Origin of the sequence: Lelliottia sp. 7254-16 (assembly GCF_002922995.1) — a bacterium.
In the GTDB taxonomy this organism is placed as follows: Bacteria; Pseudomonadota; Gammaproteobacteria; order Enterobacterales; family Enterobacteriaceae; genus Enterobacter; species Enterobacter jeotgali.
Map to the genome: position 1 here is coordinate 46,866 of NZ_PQVS01000019.1, position 20,040 is coordinate 66,905.

At 55.0% G+C, this 20,040-nt stretch carries 22 protein-coding genes; 17 read left to right on the forward strand and 5 right to left on the reverse strand.

Going from position 1 to position 20,040, the window contains the following annotated elements; all coding sequences use genetic code 11:
• Positions 1-126: 126 nt before the first annotated feature.
• The gene (locus C3708_RS20260) at positions 127-1,305 is read left to right on the forward strand and encodes an MFS transporter (RefSeq protein WP_103950079.1); all 1,179 of its coding nucleotides are present in this window, start codon (positions 127-129) and stop codon (positions 1,303-1,305) included.
• 76 nt (positions 1,306-1,381) lie between these two features.
• On the opposite strand, the gene flk is transcribed toward C3708_RS20260, so the two are convergent.
• Positions 1,382-2,386: a flagella biosynthesis regulator Flk gene (flk, locus tag C3708_RS20265; RefSeq protein WP_095282786.1), complete on the reverse strand. Its 1,005-nt coding sequence runs from the start codon at positions 2,384-2,386 to the stop codon at positions 1,382-1,384.
• A 117-nt stretch (positions 2,387-2,503) separates the two neighbouring features.
• Here flk and pdxB point away from each other — a divergent pair, with 117 nt between their 5' ends.
• The 15 genes from pdxB to hisP all read left to right on the forward strand — a co-directional run bounded on the left by pdxB (position 2,504) and on the right by hisP (position 16,591).
• Positions 2,504-3,640 (forward strand): 4-phosphoerythronate dehydrogenase PdxB, encoded by a 1,137-nt coding sequence (pdxB, locus tag C3708_RS20270; protein ID WP_103950080.1) that lies wholly within the window; start codon positions 2,504-2,506, stop codon positions 3,638-3,640.
• A 67-nt stretch (positions 3,641-3,707) separates the two neighbouring features.
• Positions 3,708-4,718, forward strand: coding sequence for an aspartate-semialdehyde dehydrogenase (locus C3708_RS20275; protein WP_095282784.1), 1,011 nt, complete (start codon positions 3,708-3,710; stop codon positions 4,716-4,718).
• Between the two features lie 2 nt (positions 4,719-4,720).
• Positions 4,721-5,533: a tRNA pseudouridine(38-40) synthase TruA gene (truA, locus tag C3708_RS20280; RefSeq protein WP_103950081.1), complete on the forward strand. Its 813-nt coding sequence runs from the start codon at positions 4,721-4,723 to the stop codon at positions 5,531-5,533.
• 28 nt (positions 5,534-5,561) lie between these two features.
• The gene (locus C3708_RS20285; RefSeq protein WP_095282782.1) at positions 5,562-6,221 is read left to right on the forward strand and encodes a DedA family protein; all 660 of its coding nucleotides are present in this window, start codon (positions 5,562-5,564) and stop codon (positions 6,219-6,221) included.
• Between the two features lie 154 nt (positions 6,222-6,375).
• Positions 6,376-7,281 (forward strand): acetyl-CoA carboxylase, carboxyltransferase subunit beta, encoded by a 906-nt coding sequence (gene accD / locus C3708_RS20290; RefSeq protein ID WP_095282781.1) that lies wholly within the window; start codon positions 6,376-6,378, stop codon positions 7,279-7,281.
• A 70-nt stretch (positions 7,282-7,351) separates the two neighbouring features.
• Positions 7,352-8,620 carry a bifunctional tetrahydrofolate synthase/dihydrofolate synthase gene (gene folC, locus C3708_RS20295; protein ID WP_103950099.1) on the forward strand — a complete coding sequence of 423 codons (1,269 nt, stop codon included), beginning with the start codon at positions 7,352-7,354 and terminating at the stop codon, positions 8,618-8,620.
• Positions 8,610-9,311 (forward strand): cell division protein DedD, encoded by a 702-nt coding sequence (dedD, locus tag C3708_RS20300; protein ID WP_103947232.1) that lies wholly within the window; start codon positions 8,610-8,612, stop codon positions 9,309-9,311. Before folC ends, dedD begins: the two co-directional genes overlap by 11 nt.
• A gap of 255 nt (positions 9,312-9,566) precedes the next feature.
• Complete coding sequence (gene cvpA / locus C3708_RS20305; RefSeq protein WP_095282779.1) at positions 9,567-10,055, forward strand: colicin V production protein; 489 nt, start codon at positions 9,567-9,569, stop codon at positions 10,053-10,055.
• A 36-nt stretch (positions 10,056-10,091) separates the two neighbouring features.
• Complete coding sequence (purF, locus tag C3708_RS20310; RefSeq protein ID WP_095282778.1) at positions 10,092-11,609, forward strand: amidophosphoribosyltransferase; 1,518 nt, start codon at positions 10,092-10,094, stop codon at positions 11,607-11,609.
• 88 nt (positions 11,610-11,697) lie between these two features.
• A complete protein-coding gene (locus tag C3708_RS20315) occupies positions 11,698-12,267 on the forward strand; it encodes a UbiX family flavin prenyltransferase (protein ID WP_103950082.1) in 570 nt (189 codons plus the stop codon).
• Between the two features lie 291 nt (positions 12,268-12,558).
• Entirely contained in the window at positions 12,559-13,341 is a 783-nt protein-coding gene (gene argT / locus C3708_RS20320; protein ID WP_095282776.1) for a lysine/arginine/ornithine ABC transporter substrate-binding protein ArgT, read from the forward strand.
• Between the two features lie 201 nt (positions 13,342-13,542).
• Positions 13,543-14,325 carry a histidine ABC transporter substrate-binding protein HisJ gene (gene hisJ, locus C3708_RS20325; protein WP_095282775.1) on the forward strand — a complete coding sequence of 261 codons (783 nt, stop codon included), beginning with the start codon at positions 13,543-13,545 and terminating at the stop codon, positions 14,323-14,325.
• A gap of 85 nt (positions 14,326-14,410) precedes the next feature.
• Positions 14,411-15,097 carry a histidine ABC transporter permease HisQ gene (locus C3708_RS20330; RefSeq protein WP_095282774.1) on the forward strand — a complete coding sequence of 229 codons (687 nt, stop codon included), beginning with the start codon at positions 14,411-14,413 and terminating at the stop codon, positions 15,095-15,097.
• The gene (locus C3708_RS20335; RefSeq protein WP_095282773.1) at positions 15,094-15,810 is read left to right on the forward strand and encodes an ABC transporter permease; all 717 of its coding nucleotides are present in this window, start codon (positions 15,094-15,096) and stop codon (positions 15,808-15,810) included. Before C3708_RS20330 ends, C3708_RS20335 begins: the two co-directional genes overlap by 4 nt.
• Before the next feature lie 7 nt (positions 15,811-15,817).
• Positions 15,818-16,591, forward strand: a complete 774-nt coding sequence (hisP, locus tag C3708_RS20340) for a histidine ABC transporter ATP-binding protein HisP (RefSeq protein WP_095282772.1) — start codon at positions 15,818-15,820, stop codon at positions 16,589-16,591.
• A gap of 77 nt (positions 16,592-16,668) precedes the next feature.
• Here hisP and C3708_RS20345 read toward each other — a convergent pair whose 3' ends face one another.
• The 4 genes from C3708_RS20345 to yfcG form a co-directional block, all read right to left on the reverse strand.
• Complete coding sequence (locus C3708_RS20345; protein WP_103950083.1) at positions 16,669-17,178, reverse strand: GNAT family N-acetyltransferase; 510 nt, start codon at positions 17,176-17,178, stop codon at positions 16,669-16,671.
• Between the two features lie 57 nt (positions 17,179-17,235).
• The gene (locus C3708_RS20350) at positions 17,236-18,129 is read right to left on the reverse strand and encodes a TIGR01777 family oxidoreductase (RefSeq protein WP_103947228.1); all 894 of its coding nucleotides are present in this window, start codon (positions 18,127-18,129) and stop codon (positions 17,236-17,238) included.
• A 19-nt stretch (positions 18,130-18,148) separates the two neighbouring features.
• On the reverse strand, positions 18,149-18,511 hold the full coding sequence (folX, locus tag C3708_RS20355; RefSeq protein WP_095282769.1) for a dihydroneopterin triphosphate 2'-epimerase: 363 nt from the start codon (positions 18,509-18,511) through the stop codon (positions 18,149-18,151).
• A gap of 72 nt (positions 18,512-18,583) precedes the next feature.
• Positions 18,584-19,213, reverse strand: a complete 630-nt coding sequence (gene yfcG / locus C3708_RS20360; protein ID WP_095282768.1) for a GSH-dependent disulfide bond oxidoreductase — start codon at positions 19,211-19,213, stop codon at positions 18,584-18,586.
• Positions 19,214-19,351: 138 nt separating this feature from the next.
• On the opposite strand from yfcG, the gene yfcF reads away from it, so the two are divergent.
• Positions 19,352-19,996, forward strand: a complete 645-nt coding sequence (gene yfcF, locus C3708_RS20365) for a glutathione transferase (protein WP_103950100.1) — start codon at positions 19,352-19,354, stop codon at positions 19,994-19,996.
• Positions 19,997-20,040 lie beyond the last annotated feature (44 nt).

Sequence of the window (20,040 nt, forward strand, 5' to 3'; positions counted from 1 at the left end):
TCGGCTTCAACATTATCATTTTGATAATGCGTAAGCGTTTAACGTCAACCAACGCACCTTAATCCTGATCATCAGGTAGAGGGGGCGTGGCATTTCCCCGCCTTACTCTTTATTTCGGAGTAACGCATGACCGCAGTAACCCAAACCGAAAAAACGGCATCAGCGAATGTCTCGCTGTTTCGCATCGCGTTCGCGGTGTTTCTTACCTATTTGACCGTCGGCCTGCCGCTGCCGGTAATCCCCTTATTTGTGCATCAGGAGCTGGGCTACGGCAATACCCTGGTGGGCGTCGCGGTGGGGATTCAGTTTTTAGCCACCGTTCTAACCCGTGGCTATGCCGGGCGACTGGCCGATCAGCATGGCGCAAAACGCTCCGCGTTACAGGGGATGTTTGCCTGTGGGCTGGCGGGCGGCGCCTGGCTTCTGGCGGCACTATTGCCGGTGGATGCCCTCTATAAATTCGCGCTACTGATTGTTGGGCGCTTAATTCTCGGTTTTGGCGAAAGCCAGCTGCTGACCGGGACGCTCACCTGGGGCATGGGGCTGGTCGGGCCGACGCGGTCAGGCAAAGTGATGTCCTGGAACGGGATGGCTATCTACGGGGCACTCGCCGCAGGCGCTCCGCTGGGTCTGCTGATCCACAGCCATTTCGGTTTTGCCGCGCTGGCGGGAACGACGATGTTCCTGCCGCTGGTGGCATGGGCCTTTAATGGCACGGTGCGTAAAGTGCCCGCGCACAAAGGCGAGCGTCCTTCGCTGTGGAGCGTGGTAGGGCAAATCTGGAAGCCGGGTCTTGGACTGGCGCTGCAGGGCGTCGGTTTCGCGGTGATTGGCACCTTTGTCTCGCTCTACTTTATGAGTCGCGGCTGGGCGATGGCGGGTTTCACGCTGACCGCATTCGGTGGCGCATTCGTTCTTATGCGCGTGTTGTTCGGCTGGATGCCGGATCGTTTTGGCGGTGTCAAAGTGGCTGTGGTTTCACTGGTTATAGAAACCCTCGGCCTGCTGCTCCTGTGGCAAGCTCCGGTGGCGTGGATAGCGTTACTGGGCGCGGCGTTAACGGGCTGCGGCTGCTCGCTTATCTTCCCCGCACTCGGCGTGGAAGTGGTAAAACGCGTCGCGCCGCAGATTCGCGGAACCGCGCTCGGCGGCTATGCGGCGTTCCAGGATATCTCTTACGGTATCACCGGTCCGCTGGCGGGCGTACTGGCAACGTCATTTGGTTATCCGTCGGTGTTTTTGGCCGGGGCGGTTTCGGCGGTGGTGGGGATTGTGGTGACGATTATCGCGTTTCGTAAGCGCTGAGCGGGGTTGTCGGGTGGCGGCTGCGCCTTACCCGACCTACAAAACCCGTTATTTCGTCCGCTGGATGTTTAACGAATCAGGCAACCAGCCAGAAGAGCGCCAGGGCAATCATCAGCGCAATGAACATCAGCCCTGGACGTGCCGACAGCGATTTCATCGTTTCGACCACCGGGGCAAACAGTGGGCTATAAATCGGCTGAATGTTGCGTGCTTCTGGCACTCCGCCATCGCGTTCGGCGCGGCGAATGAATATCTGATTGAGCAAATCCTGCACCTGCGCGGTGGTCAGCACCGTTTGCGGCGTCACCTGCCAGTTCTGCTGAGCATATTCGCGCACCGCTTCAAATTCACGCGGTTCCAGCGGCTGCTTGAGCGCCGCCTGCAGGGTATGCAGCGTCGGTGCACTTTGCGTGCTCAACGTCTGGCGCGCCTGCAGCCAGGTGACCAGATGGGTAAATTGTTTCGCCGGGATCAGCTCTCCGGCTTTCACGCCAGAAAGCTCCAGCATTGATTGCCAGATAAGTTTGTTCGATTCGCCCGTGGCGGCGGCCAGCCGTGTGACCATCTGCTTGAGCGTATTATGCTCCGCTGGCTGTAATGGGCGCTCGGTAGCAGGGCGCTGCTGCGGCTGAGGGATAGAAAGCTGGTTGCTTTGCAACAGCGTCAGCACGGTTTTCAGCTGATCTGGCGTGAGCTGGCTCAGCGCCGTCTGGCCAAATTGCTGACGAATAAAATCACTTACTGCCTGGCGATTATTTCCCTGGCTTAACAACTCGGTAAGCTGGGACACAATCTGGCGAGTCGTGTGATTTTGCTGCGCGGTATTCAGGCGCAGGTTGAGATTTTGCTCGGCGGCCGGGAAGTGACGCGACAACAACGGAGTGTCATTTTTCAGCCCTAAATCGTGCTTCATTCCCGCCCAAACTTCCGCATTCTGCTGCGAGGTGAGCGCAACCAGACGGGTGATCAGTCGCTCCAGCACGGTGCGCTGCTGCGTCGATAAAGGCTGTTCGCCAATGGCGGAAGCTGTTACGGGGCCTTCACCGGGAGGGCGCGGCGGCGTACCTGAAATGGGCTGCATGGTCAAAATCCTTAAAGTCGTTACTCACCGTAAACCAGGCAAGGCGTTCGGGTATGCCTGGCGGCGAGATTATGGCACACTTGCCCGGTTAACTTCCTCTCAAACAGGTACTCTGTCGTGAAAATCCTTGTTGATGAAAATATGCCTTACGCCCGTGAGCTGTTTAGCCGCCTGGGTGACGTTAAGGCTGTCCCCGGCCGCCCGATTCCGCTGGCGGAACTTGACGATGCCGACGCCCTGATGGTGCGCTCGGTGACCAAAGTAAATGAGACGCTGCTGTCGGGCAAAAGCGTCAAGTTTGTCGGTACAGCGACGGCAGGAACCGATCACGTGGACGATGCCTGGCTGGCACAGGCCGGTATCGGATTTTCAGCAGCGCCGGGCTGTAACGCGATTGCGGTCGTGGAATATGTTTTCTCTTCTTTACTGATGCTGGGCGAGCGCGACGGCTTTGCGCTGAAAGATCGCACCGTGGGTATTGTTGGCGTGGGTAACGTCGGCGGGCGTTTGCAAAAACGTCTAGAAGCGCTCGGCATCCGCACGCTGCTGTGCGATCCGCCGCGCGCCGATCGTGGTGATGAAGGCGATTTCCGCGCCCTGGATGAGCTGGTCGAGCAGGCGGATGTTATCACTTTCCATACGCCGCTGTTCAAAGACGGCCCTTATAAATCCCTGCATCTGGCTGATGAAGCGTTTATTCGCCGTCTAAAGCCTGGCACTATTCTGATAAATGCCTGCCGTGGTCCGGTAGTGGATAATGCGGCGCTGTTGAAATGCCTGGAAGAGGGGCTGGATCTGAGCGTGGTGCTGGACGTCTGGGAGCCGGAGCCTGATCTTAATGTCACGCTGCTCAATCACGTCGATGTCGCTACGGCACACATCGCGGGATATACCCTGGAAGGCAAAGCACGCGGCACGACGCAGGTGTTTGAAGCCTATAGTGCTTTTATCGGTAATCCGCAGCAGGTGTCGTTGGATTCACTGTTGCCTGCGCCGGAATTTGGCCGCATCACATTGCACGGATCGCTTGATGAGTCTTCGCTAAAAAGGCTGGTACATTTAGTGTATGATGTGCGCCGCGATGATGCGCTGCTGCGTAAAGTGGCGGGCGCTCCGGGCGAGTTCGACAAATTGCGCAAGAATTATCTTGAGCGTCGCGAGTGGTCCTCCCTGTATGTCATCTGTGACGATGCCACTGCTGCAACGTTACTGAATCAACTGGGGTTCAACGCCACATATAACCCGGCGCGTTAATGTCTTCTTAATGCTTCCTGCCAGATAATCTGGCAGGGACGCCGTTTCACTTCTGGAGTAAACCACCATGTCTGAAGGCTGGAATATTGCCGTACTGGGTGCCACTGGCGCTGTGGGCGAAGCCCTGCTCGAAACACTTGCGGAGCGTCAGTTCCCGGTGGGAGAAATTTATGCTTTGTCCCGCGCAGAGAGCGCCGGGACGTCCCTGCGCTATGAAGGTAAAACTGTTCGTGCGCAGGATGTTGCGGAGTTTGACTGGACGCAGGCGCAGCTGGCGTTTTTTGCTGGTGGCGCTGAAGCGTCGGCAGCTTACGCTGAAGAAGCGGCTAACGCAGGCTGTTTAGTTATCGACCTGAGCGGTCTGTTCTCACTGGAGCCGGACGTGCCGCTGGTGGTGCCAGACGTGAATCCATTTGTGCTGGCCGATTACCGTAACCGTAACATCATCGCTGTCCCGGACAGCCTGACCAGCCAGTTGCTTACCGCCCTGAAACCGCTGATCGACGATGGCGGTTTAGCGCGCATTAATGTGACCAGCCTGCTTTCTGTGTCTGCGCAGGGTAAAAAGGCCGTCGACGCGCTGGCTGGGCAAAGCGCCAAACTGCTGAACGGGATTCCAGTAGACGATGACGATTTCTTTGGTCGCCAGTTAGCCTTCAACCTGATGCCGATTCTGGCCGATCGCGAAGGTAGCGTGCGTGAAGAGCGTCGTATCGTCGATGAGACGCGCAAGATTTTGCAGGATGACGGTCTGATAATTTCCGCCACCTGCGTGCGTGCGCCGGTCTTCTACGGCCATGCGCAGATGGTGAGCTTTGAAGCTCTGCGCCCGCTGGCTGCTGAAGAAGCGCGTTATGCGTTTGAGCGCGGCGAAGATATCTCATTAAGTGAAGAAACCGACTTCCCGACTCAGGTGGGCGATGCTACCGGCAATGCGCGTCTCTCTATTGGCTGCGTGCGTAACGATTACGGAATGCCGGAACAGGTGCAGTTCTGGTCGGTTGCCGATAACGTTCGTTTTGGCGGCGCACTGATGGCGGTGAAAATCGCTGAGAAACTGGTGCAGGAGTACCTGTAAGGATGTCTGAAGTGGAACAAAAGCCCGTTCATAGAATTGCCCTCGGCATTGAATACGACGGCAGCAAATACTATGGCTGGCAGCGTCAGAATGAAGTGCGCAGCGTTCAGGAAAAGCTGGAGAAAGCGCTCTCTCAGGTGGCGAACGAACCGATCGGCGTGCTGTGCGCCGGTCGTACCGATGCAGGCGTACACGGAACGGGCCAGGTGGTGCATTTCGAAACCACTGCGGTGCGAAAACATGCGGCATGGACACTGGGCGTAAATGCGAATTTGCCTGGTGACATCGCGGTGCGCTGGGTGAAAGATGTGCCGGATGACTTTCATGCGCGATTCAGCGCCACGGCACGTCGCTACCGTTACGTTATTTACAATCAGCGTCTGCGACCGGCAGTGTTAAGCCAGGGCGTGACCCATTTTTATGAGCCGCTGGATGCCGAACGTATGCATCGTGCCGCGCAGTTTCTGCTCGGTGAAAATGACTTTACCTCGTTTCGTGCGGTTCAGTGCCAGTCGCGCACGCCGTGGCGAAACGTGATGCACATTACCGTCAGTCGTTATGGCGCGTATGTGGTGGTGGATATCAAAGCCAATGCCTTTGTACATCATATGGTGCGGAATATAGTGGGCAGCCTGATGGAAGTAGGCGCCGGACACCAGCCGGAGAGCTGGATTGCAGAACTGCTGGCAGCGAAGGACAGAACGCTTGCGGCAGCAACGGCGAAGGCGGAAGGGCTGTATCTGGTGTCGGTAGACTACCCGGATCGCTTTGACCTTCCAAAACCGCCAATGGGCCCGCTGTTTTTAGCGGACTAACGCAGTTGCAATTAAGGTTATTCATAATATGGACTTAATACGATTTATTATTGATTTCATCCTGCATATCGATGTGCATCTGGCGGAGCTGGTCGCGCAGTACGGCGTCTGGGTGTATGCCATTCTGTTCCTGATTTTGTTCTGTGAAACCGGTCTGGTGGTCACGCCGTTTCTGCCGGGCGATTCGCTGCTGTTTGTCGCGGGTGCGCTTTCCGCGCTGCCGACCAACGATTTGAACGTTCACCTGATGGTGGTGCTGATGATTATCGCGGCTATCGTTGGCGATGCGGTGAACTACACTATTGGGCGGGTGTTCGGTGAACGGTTGTTTAGTAATCCGAATTCGAAGATTTTCCGTCGCAGCTATTTAGACAAAACGCATGCGTTCTACGAACGCCACGGCGGCAAAACCATTATTCTGGCGCGTTTTGTGCCGATCGTCCGTACGTTTGCGCCGTTTGTGGCGGGAATGGGGCATATGTCCTATCGTCATTTCGCGGCATATAACGTCATTGGTGCACTGCTGTGGGTGCTGCTGTTTACCTACGCGGGCTACCTGTTTGGCGATCTGCCGATTGTGCAGGAAAATCTTAAGTTACTGATTGTTGCCATTATTGTGCTCTCAATCCTGCCTGGCGTTATCGAAATAATTCGCCATAAACGTGCGGCAGCGAAGCAAGCGAAATAAATACGCATTTGCGGTTCGACCACTTTTTTATCCAAAGTTTCGGGCTGTTATGTTTTAATGTGCAACATTCATGGTCTGTTTGCGGCAAAAATGGCATTATGCGCCGCTTACAGCAAAACTGGCATACGACCAGGTTCAGGCAGAAAGGTTATCAATGAGCTGGATTGAACGAATTAAAAGCAACATAGCCCCAACCCGTAAGGCGAGTATTCCTGAAGGGGTGTGGACCAAGTGTGACAGCTGCGGCCAGGTCCTGTACCGCGCTGAGCTGGAACGCAATCTTGAGGTGTGCCCGAAGTGTGACCACCACATGCGTATGTCGGCGCGTAATCGCCTGCACAGCGTGCTGGACGAAGGTTCGCTGGTAGAACTGGGTAGTGAACTTGAGCCTAAAGATGTGCTGAAGTTCCGTGACTCCAAGAAATACAAAGACAGACTGGCTTCTGCTCAGAAAGAGACCGGCGAGAAAGACGCGCTTGTCGTGATGAAAGGCACTCTGCACGAGATGCCGGTTGTCGCTGTGGCCTTTGAGTTCTCCTTTATGGGTGGCTCAATGGGTTCTGTGGTTGGTGCGCGTTTCATCCGTGCCGTTGAGCAGGCTCTGGAAGACAACTGCCCGCTGATCTGCTTCTCCGCCTCCGGTGGTGCACGTATGCAGGAAGCGCTGATGTCCCTGATGCAGATGGCGAAAACCTCTGCGGCACTGGGCAAAATGCAGGAACGCGGTCTGCCGTATATCTCCGTACTGACCGACCCAACAATGGGTGGTGTCTCTGCGAGCTTCGCGATGCTGGGCGATCTGAACATCGCTGAACCGAAAGCGCTGATCGGCTTTGCTGGTCCACGCGTTATCGAACAGACCGTCCGTGAGAAACTGCCGCCGGGCTTCCAGCGCAGTGAATTCCTTATTGAAAAAGGCGCTATCGATATGATCGTTCGCCGCCCGGAAATGCGCCTGAAACTGGCAAGCGTCCTGGCGAAGCTGATGAATCTGCCGTCGCCGAACCCGGATGAGCCGCGTGAAGGCGTGGTTGTGCCGGATCAGGAACCCGAAGCCTGATAACTCAAAAAGGGCAGGGCCAGACGGCGCTGCCCTTTTCACTTATTCGATTCAGATGAAAGTGCGTATCATGGAAAAAAACATTGCCCCCCAAGCCACGTCACCTCTGGTCACGTGGCTTTCTTATCTGGAAAATCTGCACAGTAAAACCATCGATATGGGACTGGAACGCGTCAGCCAGGTTGGTGCGCGTCTGGATGTGCTCAAACCTGCACCGTTCGTCTTTACGGTGGCGGGAACCAACGGGAAAGGCACCACCTGCCGCACGCTGGAATCGATGCTGATGGCCGCCGGTTACAAGGTGGGCGTTTACAGCTCTCCGCATCTGGTGCGCTACACCGAGCGTGTACGCGTGCAGAATACCGAGCTGCCAGAATCGGCGCATACGGCCTCTTTTGCCGAAATTGAAGCGGCGCGCGGTGAGATTTCTCTTTCCTATTTTGAGTACGGGACGCTTTCCGCTCTGTGGTTGTTTAAGCAGGCGCAACTGGACGTGGTGATCCTCGAAGTGGGTCTGGGCGGACGCCTGGACGCCACTAACATGGTCGATGCCGACGTCGCCGTGGTGACCAGTATTGCACTCGATCATACGGACTGGCTGGGGCCGGATCGCGAAAGCATTGGCCGTGAAAAAGCAGGCGTGTTCCGCGCGAACAAGCCTGCCGTGGTGGGTGAGCCGGATATGCCGCACACCATCGCCGATGTAGCGCAGGAGAAGGGCGCGCATCTGATGCGTCGCGGCGTTGACTGGCAGTATGAGATGACGGCTGACGGCTGGCGCTTTAGTGACGCGCAGGGCGTGCTGGACAATCTGCCTCTGCCGCAGGTTCCGCAGCCTAACGCCGCAACCGCACTGGCGGCCATTCGCGCCAGTGGGCTGGCGGTGAGCGAGCAGGCGATACATGACGGTATCCAGAATGCACTTTTGCCGGGCCGTTTTCAGATTATCAGCGAGTCGCCTCGTCTGATCCTGGACGTAGCGCACAATCCCCATGCCGCGGCCTACCTCGCAGAACGACTCAAATCCCTGCCAAAAACCGGGCGAGTGCTGGCGGTTATCGGTATGCTTCATGATAAAGATATTGCGGGCACGCTGGCCTGCATGGAGAGTGTCGTCGATTGCTGGTATTGTGCTCCACTGGAAGGGCCACGTGGCGCATCTGCCGAACAGTTGATGGAACATCTCGCGCAGGGTGAAGCTTATGAAAACGTGGCGCTGGCATGGCACGCCGCGATGGCGGATGCTAAACCTGAAGATACCGTGCTGGTGTGTGGATCATTTCACACCGTGGCGCATGTCATGGAAGTGATGGAGGCGGGGAGAACCGGTGGCAAGTAAGTTTCAGAACCGTTTAACAGGAACCATTGTGCTGGTTGCGCTGGGAGTGATTATCCTTCCAGGACTGCTCGATGGGCAGAAAAAACATTATCAGGATGAGTTTGCGGCGATCCCGCTGGTGCCAAAACCTGGCGATCGCGACGAGCCCGACATGCTGCCTGCGGCCACGCAGGCGTTGCCCGCTCAGCCTCCGGAAGGCGCAGCGGAAGAGGTACGTGCGGGTGATGCAGCTGCCCCGTCGCTCGATCCTTCGCGCTTAACGGCGAACAACAATAGCGAATTGGATCCTGTCCCGGAACCTGTGGTGCAGCCAAAGCCTGTTACGAAACCGGCCGAAAAACCTCAGCCGCAGCCGAAGCCGCAGCGTGATAAAGCCAGCGAGCAAATTGCCGCCGCGACAGAAGCACCGCCGGAAAAACCGGTCCAGGAAGACAAAGCAGCGCCAACCGGCAAAGCCTATGTCGTCCAGCTCGGTGCGCTCAAAAATGCCGATAAAGTCAATGAAGTGGTCGGTAAGTTACGCGCCGCGGGATATCGCGCTTACACTTCACCTTCGACCCCGGTGCAGGGTAAAATTACCCGTATTCTGGTCGGCCCAGATGCCTCAAAAGATAAGCTGAAAAGTTCGCTTGGCGACATGAAGCAAATCTCTGGTCTGAGCGGCGTGGTGATGAATTATAGCGCGAACTAATGAGTCCCTCACTCCGGCCCTCTCCCTCAGGGAGAGGGAGAAAACCATCCTCTCGCCCCTTTGGGGAGAGGGTTAGGGTGAGGGGAATTCGCGTGCGCCAGATTGCCAGATAAGGCAACAAGGCTGACGGCGTTGAGCATTTTTTCAGCGCCTTTTTTATTTACGCGCGGGAAGGAAATCCCTACGCAAACGTTTTCTTTTTCTGTTAGAATTCGCCCCGAACTGGATGACAGGGCGTTTAATCGTGGGACACATATGGTCTGGATTGATTACGCCATCATTGCGGTGATAGGTTTTTCCTGTCTGGTTAGCCTGATCCGTGGCTTTGTTCGTGAAGCGTTATCGCTGGTGACATGGGGTTGTGCTTTCTTTGTTGCCAGTCATTACTACACTTACCTGTCTGTCTGGTTCACGGGCTTTGAAGATGAACTGGTCCGGAATGGAATCGCCATCGCGGTGCTGTTTATCGCGACACTTCTCGTCGGCGCTATCGTTAACTACGTGATAGGCCAGCTGGTCGAGAAAACCGGTCTGTCAGGAACGGACAGAGTGTTAGGGATCTGTTTTGGTGCGCTGCGAGGCGTGCTGATCGTGGCAGCGATATTGTTCTTCCTTGATACCTTTACCGGGTTTTCAAAAAGCGAAGACTGGAGCAAGTCACAGCTGATTCCACAGTTCAGCTTCATCATCAGATGGTTCTTTGACTATCTGCAAAGCTCGTCGAGTTTCTTGCCCAAAGTGTAAATCGCTTTGAGATGTGGCTTAACGAGGAAAAGACGAATGTGCGGTATTGTCGGTATCGCCGGTTTCATGCCGGTAAACCAGTCTATTTATGACGCGTTGTCGGTGCTTCAGCACCGTGGGCAGGATGCAGCAGGCATCATCACAATTGATGCCAATAACTGTTTCCGTTTACGCAAAGCGAATGGCCTGGTCAACGATGTATTTGAAGCCCGCCATATGCAGCGCCTGCAAGGCAATATGGGTATTGGCCACGTTCGTTATCCTACCGCTGGCAGTTCCAGCGCCTCTGAAGCACAGCCTTTCTACGTCAACTCTCCATATGGCATCACGCTTGCCCACAATGGCAACCTGACCAACGCGCATGAGCTGCGTCAAAAGCTGTTTGAAGAGAAACGTCGCCACATTAACACCACCTCTGATTCTGAAATTCTGCTCAATATCTTTGCCAGCGAGCTGGATAACTTCCGCCATTATCCGCTGGAAGCAGACAACATTTTTGCCGCCATTGCCGCGACTAACCGCCTGATCCGTGGCGCGTATGCCTGCGTGGCGATGATTATCGGCCACGGTATGGTGGCGTTCCGCGACCCTAACGGCATCCGTCCGCTGGTGCTGGGTAAACGCGATCTGGGCGATGGCCGTACCGAGTACATGGTCGCCTCCGAAAGCGTGGCGCTGGACACCCTGGGCTTTGAGTTCCTGCGCGATGTCGCGCCGGGCGAAGCCGTCTATATTACCGAAAAAGGCCAGCTGTTTACCCGCCAGTGCGCGGAAAACCCGGTCAGCAATCCGTGCCTGTTCGAATATGTTTACTTCGCACGCCCGGACTCGTTCATCGACAAAATTTCCGTATACAGCGCGCGCGTGAACATGGGTACCAAGCTCGGTGAAAAGATTGCCCGCGAGTGGGACGATCTGGATATCGACGTCGTGATCCCGATTCCAGAAACCTCCTGCGATATCGCCCTGGAAATGGCGCGAATCCTGGGTAAACCGTACCGTCAGGGCTTCGTGAAGAACCGCTACGTGGGCCGCACCTTTATCATGCCAGGCCAGCACCTGCGTCGTAAGTCCGTGCGCCGCAAGCTCAACGCTAACCGCGCTGAGTTCCGCGATAAAAACGTGCTGCTGGTGGATGACTCCATCGTGCGGGGTACCACGTCTGAGCAGATTATCGAGATGGCGCGTGAAGCCGGGGCGAAAAAAGTCTATCTGGCCTCCGCCGCACCGGAAATTCGTTTCCCTAACGTCTACGGTATCGACATGCCAACTGCTAACGAGCTGATAGCTCACGGTCGTGAAGTGGATGAGATTCGCCAGATAATCGGCGCAGACGGCCTGATTTTCCAGGATCTCAGCGATCTGATTGACGCGGTGCGCGCCGAGAACCCGGATATTCAGCAGTTTGAGTGCTCGGTCTTCAACGGCATTTACGTGACTAAAGACGTCGATCAGCAGTATCTCGACTATCTCGACTCGCTGCGCAACGACGATGCGAAAGCCGTGCAGATGCAAAACGATCTCGAAAGTTTAGAGATGCATAACGAAGGCTAAGTCTTCGGCAAGTGAGGGCGGGTGCCCTCACTTGCAACTCCTCGCAAAATCCTGCACAGTCTGCCCTGAATCGAGAAAGGGCGAAATCATGAAACAACTCATTGTAGGGATCTCCGGTGCCAGCGGTGCCATTTACGGCGTACGTCTGCTGGAAGTGCTGCGCAACGTGGCGGATGTCCAGACCCATCTGGTGATGAGCCAGGCTGCGCGTCAAACCCTTGCTCTCGAAACCGATCTCTCCCTGCGCGACGTACAGGCGCTGGCCGACGTGGTGCATGACGCCCGCGACATCGCTGCCAGCATCTCCTCCGGTTCGTTTAAAACTGCCGGCATGGTGATTCTGCCGTGCTCGATTAAAACGCTCTCTGGCATCGTCAACAGCTATACCGACACCCTGGTGACGCGTGCCGCCGATGTGGTGCTGAAAGAGCGCCGCACGCTGGTGCTTTGCGTGCGTGAAACGCCGCTGCATCTGGGGCATTTGCGTCTGATGACCCAGGCGGCGGAGCTGGGTGCGGTGATTATGCCGCCGGTCCCGGCGTTCTATCATCGCCCGCAAACGCTGGATGATGTGATAAACCAGACCGTCAATCGCGTCCTGGATCAGTTTGATATCGACCTGCCGGAAGATCTGTTCGCGCGCTGGCAGGGCGCATAGGCCGTTGCCCGTTTTGGGTGCATGATAAGCCTGGTTGCCCCGTTGCGGGGCAATTATGCAACCGCGATCATATCCTCGACATTTAATTCGTTTTTTCCCTTTATCCCTCTCCGGTTCGTTTGGCAGACCTGCTATCTTTCCTTATTAAGGCAATATCGCAACGTTTTATTAACATATTTAACGTCGAATTTTTGACCAGTCGGCAATATGGCATAAGACCTGCAAGAGAACGCCTGTTACACAACACACAACATAAACCATAAGAAAATCACGACACTTGAGGGTAAATGTATGAAGAAGACGGTTCTGGCTCTGTCTCTGCTGGTGGGATTAAGTGCGGCAGCGAGCAGCTATGCGGCACTTCCTCAGACTGTGCGTATCGGTACTGACGCCACTTACGCGCCATTCTCGTCCAAGGATGCGAAAGGTGATTTCGTTGGCTTTGATATCGATCTGGGCAATGAAATGTGCAAGCGCATGCAGGTGAAATGCACATGGGTGGGCAGCGATTTTGATGCGTTAATTCCGTCGCTGAAAGCCAAGAAAATCGATGCCATCATCTCTTCACTCTCCATTACTGAAAAACGTCAGCAGGAAATTGCCTTCTCTGACAAGCTCTATGCAGCGGATTCCCGTCTGATCGCAGCGAAAGGCTCCCCGATTCAGCCGACCATTGAGTCGCTGAAAGGCAAACACGTTGGCGTGTTGCAGGGCTCCACGCAGGAAGGCTTTGCTAACGCCGACTGGCGTGAAAAAGGCGTCGATGTCGTCGCTTACCAAAACCAGGACCTGATCTATTCTGACCTCGCAGCAGGGCGTCTGGATGCGGCATTCCAGGACGAAGTCGCGGCGAGCGAAGGCTTCCTGAAACAGCCTGCGGGTAAAGAGTTTGCCTTTGCCGGTCCATCAGTGAAAGACAAAAAATACTTCGGTGACGGCACTGGGATTGGCCTGCGTAAAGACGATAAAGAGCTGAAAGCGGCGTTCGATAAAGCCTTTGCTGAACTGCGCAAAGACGGAACCTACGACAAACTGGCGAAGAAATATTTCGACTTCAACGTTTACGGTGATTAACCATCACTGACGGGTAGCGCTCCCCAAAATGGTGCAAAATACGCACCGTTTTGGGTCGTCAAGTGCATAGTTAAGCACTTATGATGCAAAAATTTCCATCTGACGGGCTTTATGCTTTGCCTTGCCAGGGGAATTAATGGCACATTAACGACACTCCCCCGTCGTAAAATCCCGTAAGAAGACAGTCTGTTGAGGATAAACATGAAAAAACTGGTGTTGTCGCTTTCTCTGGTGCTGGCCTTTTCCAGCGCTACCGCTGCTTTTGCCGCCATTCCGCAAAAAGTGCGTATCGGTACCGATCCGACTTATGCCCCGTTTGAATCAAAGAATTCGAAAGGTGAACTGGTTGGTTTTGACATCGATATCGCCAATGAACTGTGCAAGCGCATCAAAACGCAATGTACCTACGTTGAGAACCCGCTGGACGCGCTGATCCCCTCGCTGAAAGCGAAGAAAATCGACGTGATTATGTCCTCCCTCTCGATCACCGAAAAACGCCAGCAGGAGATTGCCTTCACCGACAAACTCTATGCAGCGGATTCTCGTCTGGTGGTCGCAAAGTCTTCTGACATTCAGCCAACCCTGGAGTCCCTGAAAGGTAAGCGCGTCGGCGTATTGCAGGGCACGACCCAGGAAACCTACGGCAATGAACACTGGGCACCGAAAGGGATCGAAATCGTCTCTTATCAGGGCCAGGAAAACATCTACGCTGACCTGACGGCAGGCCGTATTGACGCTGCGTTCCAGGATGAAGTGGCTGCCAGCGAAGGTTTCCTGAAACAGCCAGTCGGAAAAGATTATAAGTTCGGCGGTCCGTCCATTAAGGACGAGAAACTCTTTGGCGTCGGCACCGGCATGGGCCTGCGTAAAGAAGACAACGAACTGCGAGAAGCACTGAATAAAGCGTTTGCCGAAATGCGTGCAGACGGCACTTACGAAAAACTGGCGAAGAAATACTTCGACTTTGATGTCTACGGCGGCTAATCGCCCCGTTATATAACGTGCGGCCCCTCCAGCGTTTCGGGAGGGGAAAAGACACGGTGTGACCACTCACGACAGGGCAGGCCTTATGCTGTACGGATTTTCTGGCGTTATTTTACAAGGCGCGCTTGTCACGCTTGAACTGGCCCTCAGTTCGGTGGTGTTAGCGGTGCTGATAGGCCTGGCGGGTGCGGGAGCGAAACTCTCAAGTAATCGGGTACTGGCGCTGATTTTTGAAGGCTACACCACGCTGATTCGCGGTGTGCCCGATCTGGTACTGATGCTGCTCATTTTCTACGGTCTGCAAATCGCGCTCAACGGCGTGACGGATGCCGTAGGCATGTCGCAAATTGATATCGACCCGATGGTGGCCGGTATTATCACTCTCGGCTTTATCTACGGTGCCTATTTCACCGAAACCTTCCGTGGCGCGTACATGGCCGTACCGAAGGGCCATATTGAGGCGGCGACCGCCTTTGGTTTCACCTCCTCGCAAATCTTCCGTCGGATTATGTTCCCAGCCATGATGCGCTTTGCCTTACCGGGCATCGGCAATAACTGGCAGGTTATCCTCAAAGCAACGGCGCTGGTTTCTCTTCTCGGGCTGGAAGATGTGGTGAAAGCCACGCAGCTGGCGGGCAAGAGCACCTGGGAACCGTTCTATTTTGCCGTAGTATGCGGCGTGATTTATCTGGTGTTTACCACTGTCTCCAATGGTGTGCTGCTTCTTCTCGAACGTCGCTACTCCGTGGGTGTGAAGAGGGCTGACCTGTGATTGAGATTCTTCAGGAATACTGGAAATCGCTGCTGTGGACCGATGGCTATCGCTTTACCGGCGTGGCGATCACCCTGTGGCTGCTGATTTCGTCTGTGGTGATGGGCGGGATTCTGGCGGTGTTTTTGTCCATTGGCCGCGTGTCAGAAAACAAATACATTCGCTTCCCGATCTGGCTGTTCACCTATGTGTTTCGCGGTACGCCGTTGTACGTTCAGCTGCTGGTCTTTTACTCCGGGATGTATACGCTGGAGATCGTAAAAGGCACCGAAATGCTGAACGCCTTCTTTCGCAGCGGGCTGAACTGTACTGTGCTGGCGCTGACGCTCAACACCTGCGCCTATACCACCGAAATCTTCGCCGGGGCCATCCGCTCTGTGCCGTACGGTGAGATTGAAGCAGCGCGCGCTTACGGTTTCTCGTCGGTGAAACTGTATCGCTGCATTATTATGCCTTCGGCGCTGCGTATCGCGCTCCCGGCGTACAGCAACGAAGTGATTTTGATGCTGCACTCCACCGCGCTGGCGTTTACCGCCACCGTGCCGGATCTGCTGAAAATCGCGCGTGATATTAATTCGGCGACCTACCAGCCCTTTACCGCCTTCGGCATTGCCGCGGTGCTGTATTTGATGATTTCGTACGTCCTGATTAGCCTGTTCCGTAAGGCAGAAAAACGCTGGTTGCAGCACATGAAACCTACTTCGACGCACTGAGAAAACGATGTCTGAAAATAAATTAAACGTTATCGATCTGCACAAACGCTACGGCGAACATGAAGTGCTGAAAGGGGTATCGCTCACGGCGAATGCGGGCGATGTGATCAGTATTATCGGCTCATCCGGTTCGGGAAAAAGTACCTTCCTGCGCTGCATTAACTTCCTCGAAAAACCGAGCGAAGGCTCGATTATTGTCAGCGGGCAGAACATCAACCTGGTGCGCGACAAAGACGGGCAGCTGAAAGTGGCGGATAAAAATCAGCTGCGTCTGCTGCGCACGCGTCTGACGATGGTCTTCCAGCACTTCAACCTCTGGAGCCATATGACGGTGCTGGAGAACGTGATGGAAGCGCCGATTCAGGTGCTCGGCTTAAGCAAACAGGAAGCGCGCGAGCGTGCGGTGAAATACCTGGCGAAAGTGGGGATCGACGAGCGCCAGCAGATTAAATACCCGGTGCATCTGTCCGGCGGTCAGCAGCAGCGCGTCTCTATCGCCCGCGCGCTGGCGATGGAGCCGGAAGTGCTGCTGTTTGATGAACCGACCTCGGCGCTCGATCCAGAGCTGGTGGGCGAAGTGCTGCGCATTATGCAAAAGCTCGCCGAAGAGGGGAAAACGATGGTGGTGGTGACGCACGAGATGGGCTTTGCCCGTAACGTCTCGAACCATGTGATTTTCCTGCATCAGGGCGTGATTGAAGAGCAGGGGCATCCGGACGAAGTGCTGGCGAACCCGAAGAGTCCGCGTCTGCAGCAGTTCCTGAAGGGATCGCTCAAGTAGTTTTGTTGCCCGGTGGCGCTGCGCTTACCGGGCCTACATAACCCGTCGGCCGGGCAAACTCAGTGCCGCCCGGCAAGTCAGACCGCATTAACCTCCAGCCGATAAACCCAGTCGTCATACCGTACACCGTCAATTTCATAGGCTTGTTCCAGCACCTGAGTGCGCACAAAACCCATCTTCTCCAGCACCCGCACCGAACTGACGTTATCCGCCAGCACATAAGCATTAATCGCTTTGACGCCCGTCTGATTAAACGCATAGTCACACATGGCGCGAAGTGCTTCGCTGGCATAGCCTTTGCCCTGCGCCTGCGGAATTACCGTATAACCGATATCTGCCTCTTCGCGATACTTCGCACTGATTTGCAGGCCAATGTCGCCCAGCGGCGTGTCATCGTCGTGAGCACGGATCACAAAGGTATGCGGCGCCGTGAGGCGGATGGCGAACAAGCGTCGCGTCTCTTTTTCAGGGGCAATGGCCGCCATATAGCGCATGATAGCGCGGTCTTCGCGCAGCGAGCGAAAGAACGCCCAGTCGGAGGGTTTAAACGGGGAAAGCTGAAGTCGGGGAGTGGTGATTGTCGCCATAGTGTCGCCATTCTGGGGAGCCTGACGTACAACTCTACCATAAGCGACACGGCAGATTTAAGCCACTACATCTCCCAGGGCTTCTTCTAAGTCATACCAGCGGAAGGCAAATCCCGACGCCTCCAGCCGTTTTGGCAGGGCGCGTTGTCCGCCTAAAACGAGCACCGAGGATTCCCCCATCATCAGGCGAATCGCCGTAGCTGGCGCGCGCAAAACCGCAGGGCGTTTTAGAGCGTGGCCCAGGGCATGGGCGAATTGCTCGTTACGCACCGGATAGGGCGAAACCATATTGAACGGGCCGCGCAGATCGTTATCAAGCAGCCAGAGAATACCGTTGACCATATCGTCGATATGTATCCACGCCAGATACTGACGGCCACTGCCCATCGGGCCGCCCAGTCCGAGTTTAAAAACGGGCAACATCTTCGCCAGAATCCCGCCTTTCGGGGCCAGCACCACGCCGGTTCTAAGCAGGCAGACGCGGGTGGTGTCGCTTTGCGCACCGCAGGCGATTTGCTCCCAGCGAGCGCAGAGTTTGTGGGTGAATTCGTTGTGCGGCGGCTCTTCTTCGGTGACGACCACTTCACCGAGGTCGCCGTAATACCCGGCCGCCGAGCCGGAAATCAGCACCGACGGCGGGGTGTCGCTGGCATGAAACAAGTCGACCAGCTTTTGCGTAATATTCCAGCGGCTGTCGCACAAGCGCTGTTTTTGTTCTTCGGTCCAGCGCTTGTCGGCGATAGGCTCCCCGGCGAGGTTGATGACGGCGTCGAAGCCGTCCAGATTCTGGTGTTCTGCAAGCCCTTTCCAGATGCCCACACTATTGCCGAGCAGCTGACGGGCTTTTTCGGCATTACGTGTCACCACGGTGACATTGTGTTTCAGCACCTGCAAACGCGAAATGAGATGACGACCAATCAGGCCCGTACCGCCAGTCACCAGAATCTTCATACAACCTCCGAGGTTGCGCTTAGCGTTGCCAGCCTAGGGTCATCGACACCGAGTCGGCGTAACGCAGCGCGTGAAGTTTATCGATTTCCACTTCAGCATAAGTGACCCAGTGATGTTCGCGTGCGATATCGAGCACATCCTGAGTTAATTTCTCCAGCAAAGAGAAGCGGTTATTCTCCACATATTTAATGATGTTCTTAGTGATAGTGCGATAGTTCAGCGCATCGTTAATATCTTCGCTGGCGCGCGCTTTCTCTGCCGGGTAATGAATAACGACATTAATCACGATGTCCTGACGATTTTCGATCTCTTCGTCTTTGATGCCGATAAAGGTACGTAAGCGTAAGTTTTTTATACGAATAATAGCGTCTTGCTGTGACATTGCAGGCTTCCTCTGTTTATTATTCGCACCATAATACATGAGGATATTCGGCGCGCCCAATCTGGCGGATACTTAAATTTGCTGAGCCTTCTGCATCGCGCGTTCCGTCGCCGGACGGTTGCGAATTCGTTCGAACCAGTTGTTTACGGCTGGATAGTTTGCGAGATCGATGCGCTGGCGCACATGCGCGTTTATCCACGGCCAGCAGGCGATATCCGCGATGCTGTAATGGTCACCACCCAGCCAGGGGGATTTTTCCAGCCGTTTGTTCATCACGCCATACAGTCTTTGCGTTTCAACCTGATAACGTTCTATCGCATAAGGAATGGTCTGCGGCGCAAAGTGATTAAAGTGGTGGTTTTGCCCGAGCATTGGACCCAGACCACTTGACTGCCAGAATAACCATTGCAATGTGTGATGTCGTTCACGCAATTCGCCGCTCAGCAGTTTTCCCGTTTTCTCCGCCAGATACAGCAGGATCTCACCGGATTCAAACAGGCTTAAGGGGCGACCACCGTCCGTCGGGGCGGCATCGACAATGGCGGGGATTTTATTGTTCGGTGAGATGGCGAGAAAATCAGGCCGGAACTGATCGCCCTTGCTGATATCCACTTTGATAATGCGATAATCCAGCTGCGTCTCTTCCAGAAATAGCGTGATCTTGTGTCCGTTGGGGGTCGGGGCAAAATAGAGGTCTATCATCTCAACTCCTGTCGTTACATTATTTCATGCCATAAAAACGAGTATAGGTGCTGATGATAAATCGTGAGTTTTCATCAAGTGACAGGGACCTAAAGAGATTATATGTTGGATGAAAACCGATCAGCCGATGAGGATATTATGAGCCAACCTGCGATTACCCTGTGGTCCGATGCCAACTTTTTCTCACCCTATGTGATGAGTGTATATGTTGCGCTGGCGGAAAAGGGGCTGACATTTAATCTCAAAACCGTTGATCTGGATCGCGGTGAGCACCTCAAACCACAGTGGCAGGGCTATGCTTTGACGCGTCGCGTACCGGTGCTGGAAATTGACGGGTTTGAGCTCAGTGAATCCTCTGCCATTGCTGAATATCTGGAAGACCGTTTTGCACCTCCAGAGTGGGAGCGAATTTATCCTCATGATCTGCAAAAACGTGCGCGTGCGCGTCAGATTCAGGCGTGGATCAGAAGCGATCTGGTACCGATTCGTGAACAGCGCCCGACGGACGTTATCTTTGGCGGGGCGAAAAAGCCCGCTTTAGACGAAGCGGGCGTCGCGAGTGCCAGCAAGTTGTTTGAGACGGCGGGGAGATTGCTGGAACACGGTAATCCGAATTTATTTGGTGAGTGGTGCATTGCCGATGCCGATTTGGCGCTCATGCTAAACCGTCTGGTATTGAATGGCGATGCCGTTCCGCAGACGTTGGTGGATTATGCCTCGTTCCAGTGGCAGCGCGCTTCAGTGCAGCGTTTTGTGGCGCTTTCGGCAAAGCGCGCAGGCTGATAACCCCTGTGTGTTCAGGTATAATAGGGCAGCGATCATTTGAA

What these genes read in the sequence shown, in the direction of transcription:
- C3708_RS20260 (WP_103950079.1), top strand. Translation starts at nt 127, where the DNA reads ATGACCGCAGTAACCCAAACCGAAAAAACGGCATCAGCGAATGTCTCG.
- flk (WP_095282786.1), bottom strand. Translation starts at nt 2,386, where the DNA reads ATGCAGCCCATTTCAGGTACGCCGCCGCGCCCTCCCGGTGAAGGCCCC.
- C3708_RS20275 (WP_095282784.1), top strand. Translation starts at nt 3,708, where the DNA reads ATGTCTGAAGGCTGGAATATTGCCGTACTGGGTGCCACTGGCGCTGTG.
- truA (WP_103950081.1), top strand. Translation starts at nt 4,721, where the DNA reads ATGTCTGAAGTGGAACAAAAGCCCGTTCATAGAATTGCCCTCGGCATT.
- C3708_RS20285 (WP_095282782.1), top strand. Translation starts at nt 5,562, where the DNA reads ATGGACTTAATACGATTTATTATTGATTTCATCCTGCATATCGATGTG.
- accD (WP_095282781.1), top strand. Translation starts at nt 6,376, where the DNA reads ATGAGCTGGATTGAACGAATTAAAAGCAACATAGCCCCAACCCGTAAG.
- folC (WP_103950099.1), top strand. Translation starts at nt 7,352, where the DNA reads ATGGAAAAAAACATTGCCCCCCAAGCCACGTCACCTCTGGTCACGTGG.
- cvpA (WP_095282779.1), top strand. Translation starts at nt 9,567, where the DNA reads ATGGTCTGGATTGATTACGCCATCATTGCGGTGATAGGTTTTTCCTGT.
- purF (WP_095282778.1), top strand. Translation starts at nt 10,092, where the DNA reads ATGTGCGGTATTGTCGGTATCGCCGGTTTCATGCCGGTAAACCAGTCT.
- C3708_RS20315 (WP_103950082.1), top strand. Translation starts at nt 11,698, where the DNA reads ATGAAACAACTCATTGTAGGGATCTCCGGTGCCAGCGGTGCCATTTAC.
- argT (WP_095282776.1), top strand. Translation starts at nt 12,559, where the DNA reads ATGAAGAAGACGGTTCTGGCTCTGTCTCTGCTGGTGGGATTAAGTGCG.
- hisJ (WP_095282775.1), top strand. Translation starts at nt 13,543, where the DNA reads ATGAAAAAACTGGTGTTGTCGCTTTCTCTGGTGCTGGCCTTTTCCAGC.
- C3708_RS20330 (WP_095282774.1), top strand. Translation starts at nt 14,411, where the DNA reads ATGCTGTACGGATTTTCTGGCGTTATTTTACAAGGCGCGCTTGTCACG.
- hisP (WP_095282772.1), top strand. Translation starts at nt 15,818, where the DNA reads ATGTCTGAAAATAAATTAAACGTTATCGATCTGCACAAACGCTACGGC.
- C3708_RS20345 (WP_103950083.1), bottom strand. Translation starts at nt 17,178, where the DNA reads ATGGCGACAATCACCACTCCCCGACTTCAGCTTTCCCCGTTTAAACCC.
- C3708_RS20350 (WP_103947228.1), bottom strand. Translation starts at nt 18,129, where the DNA reads ATGAAGATTCTGGTGACTGGCGGTACGGGCCTGATTGGTCGTCATCTC.
- folX (WP_095282769.1), bottom strand. Translation starts at nt 18,511, where the DNA reads ATGTCACAGCAAGACGCTATTATTCGTATAAAAAACTTACGCTTACGT.
- yfcG (WP_095282768.1), bottom strand. Translation starts at nt 19,213, where the DNA reads ATGATAGACCTCTATTTTGCCCCGACCCCCAACGGACACAAGATCACG.
- yfcF (WP_103950100.1), top strand. Translation starts at nt 19,352, where the DNA reads ATGAGCCAACCTGCGATTACCCTGTGGTCCGATGCCAACTTTTTCTCA.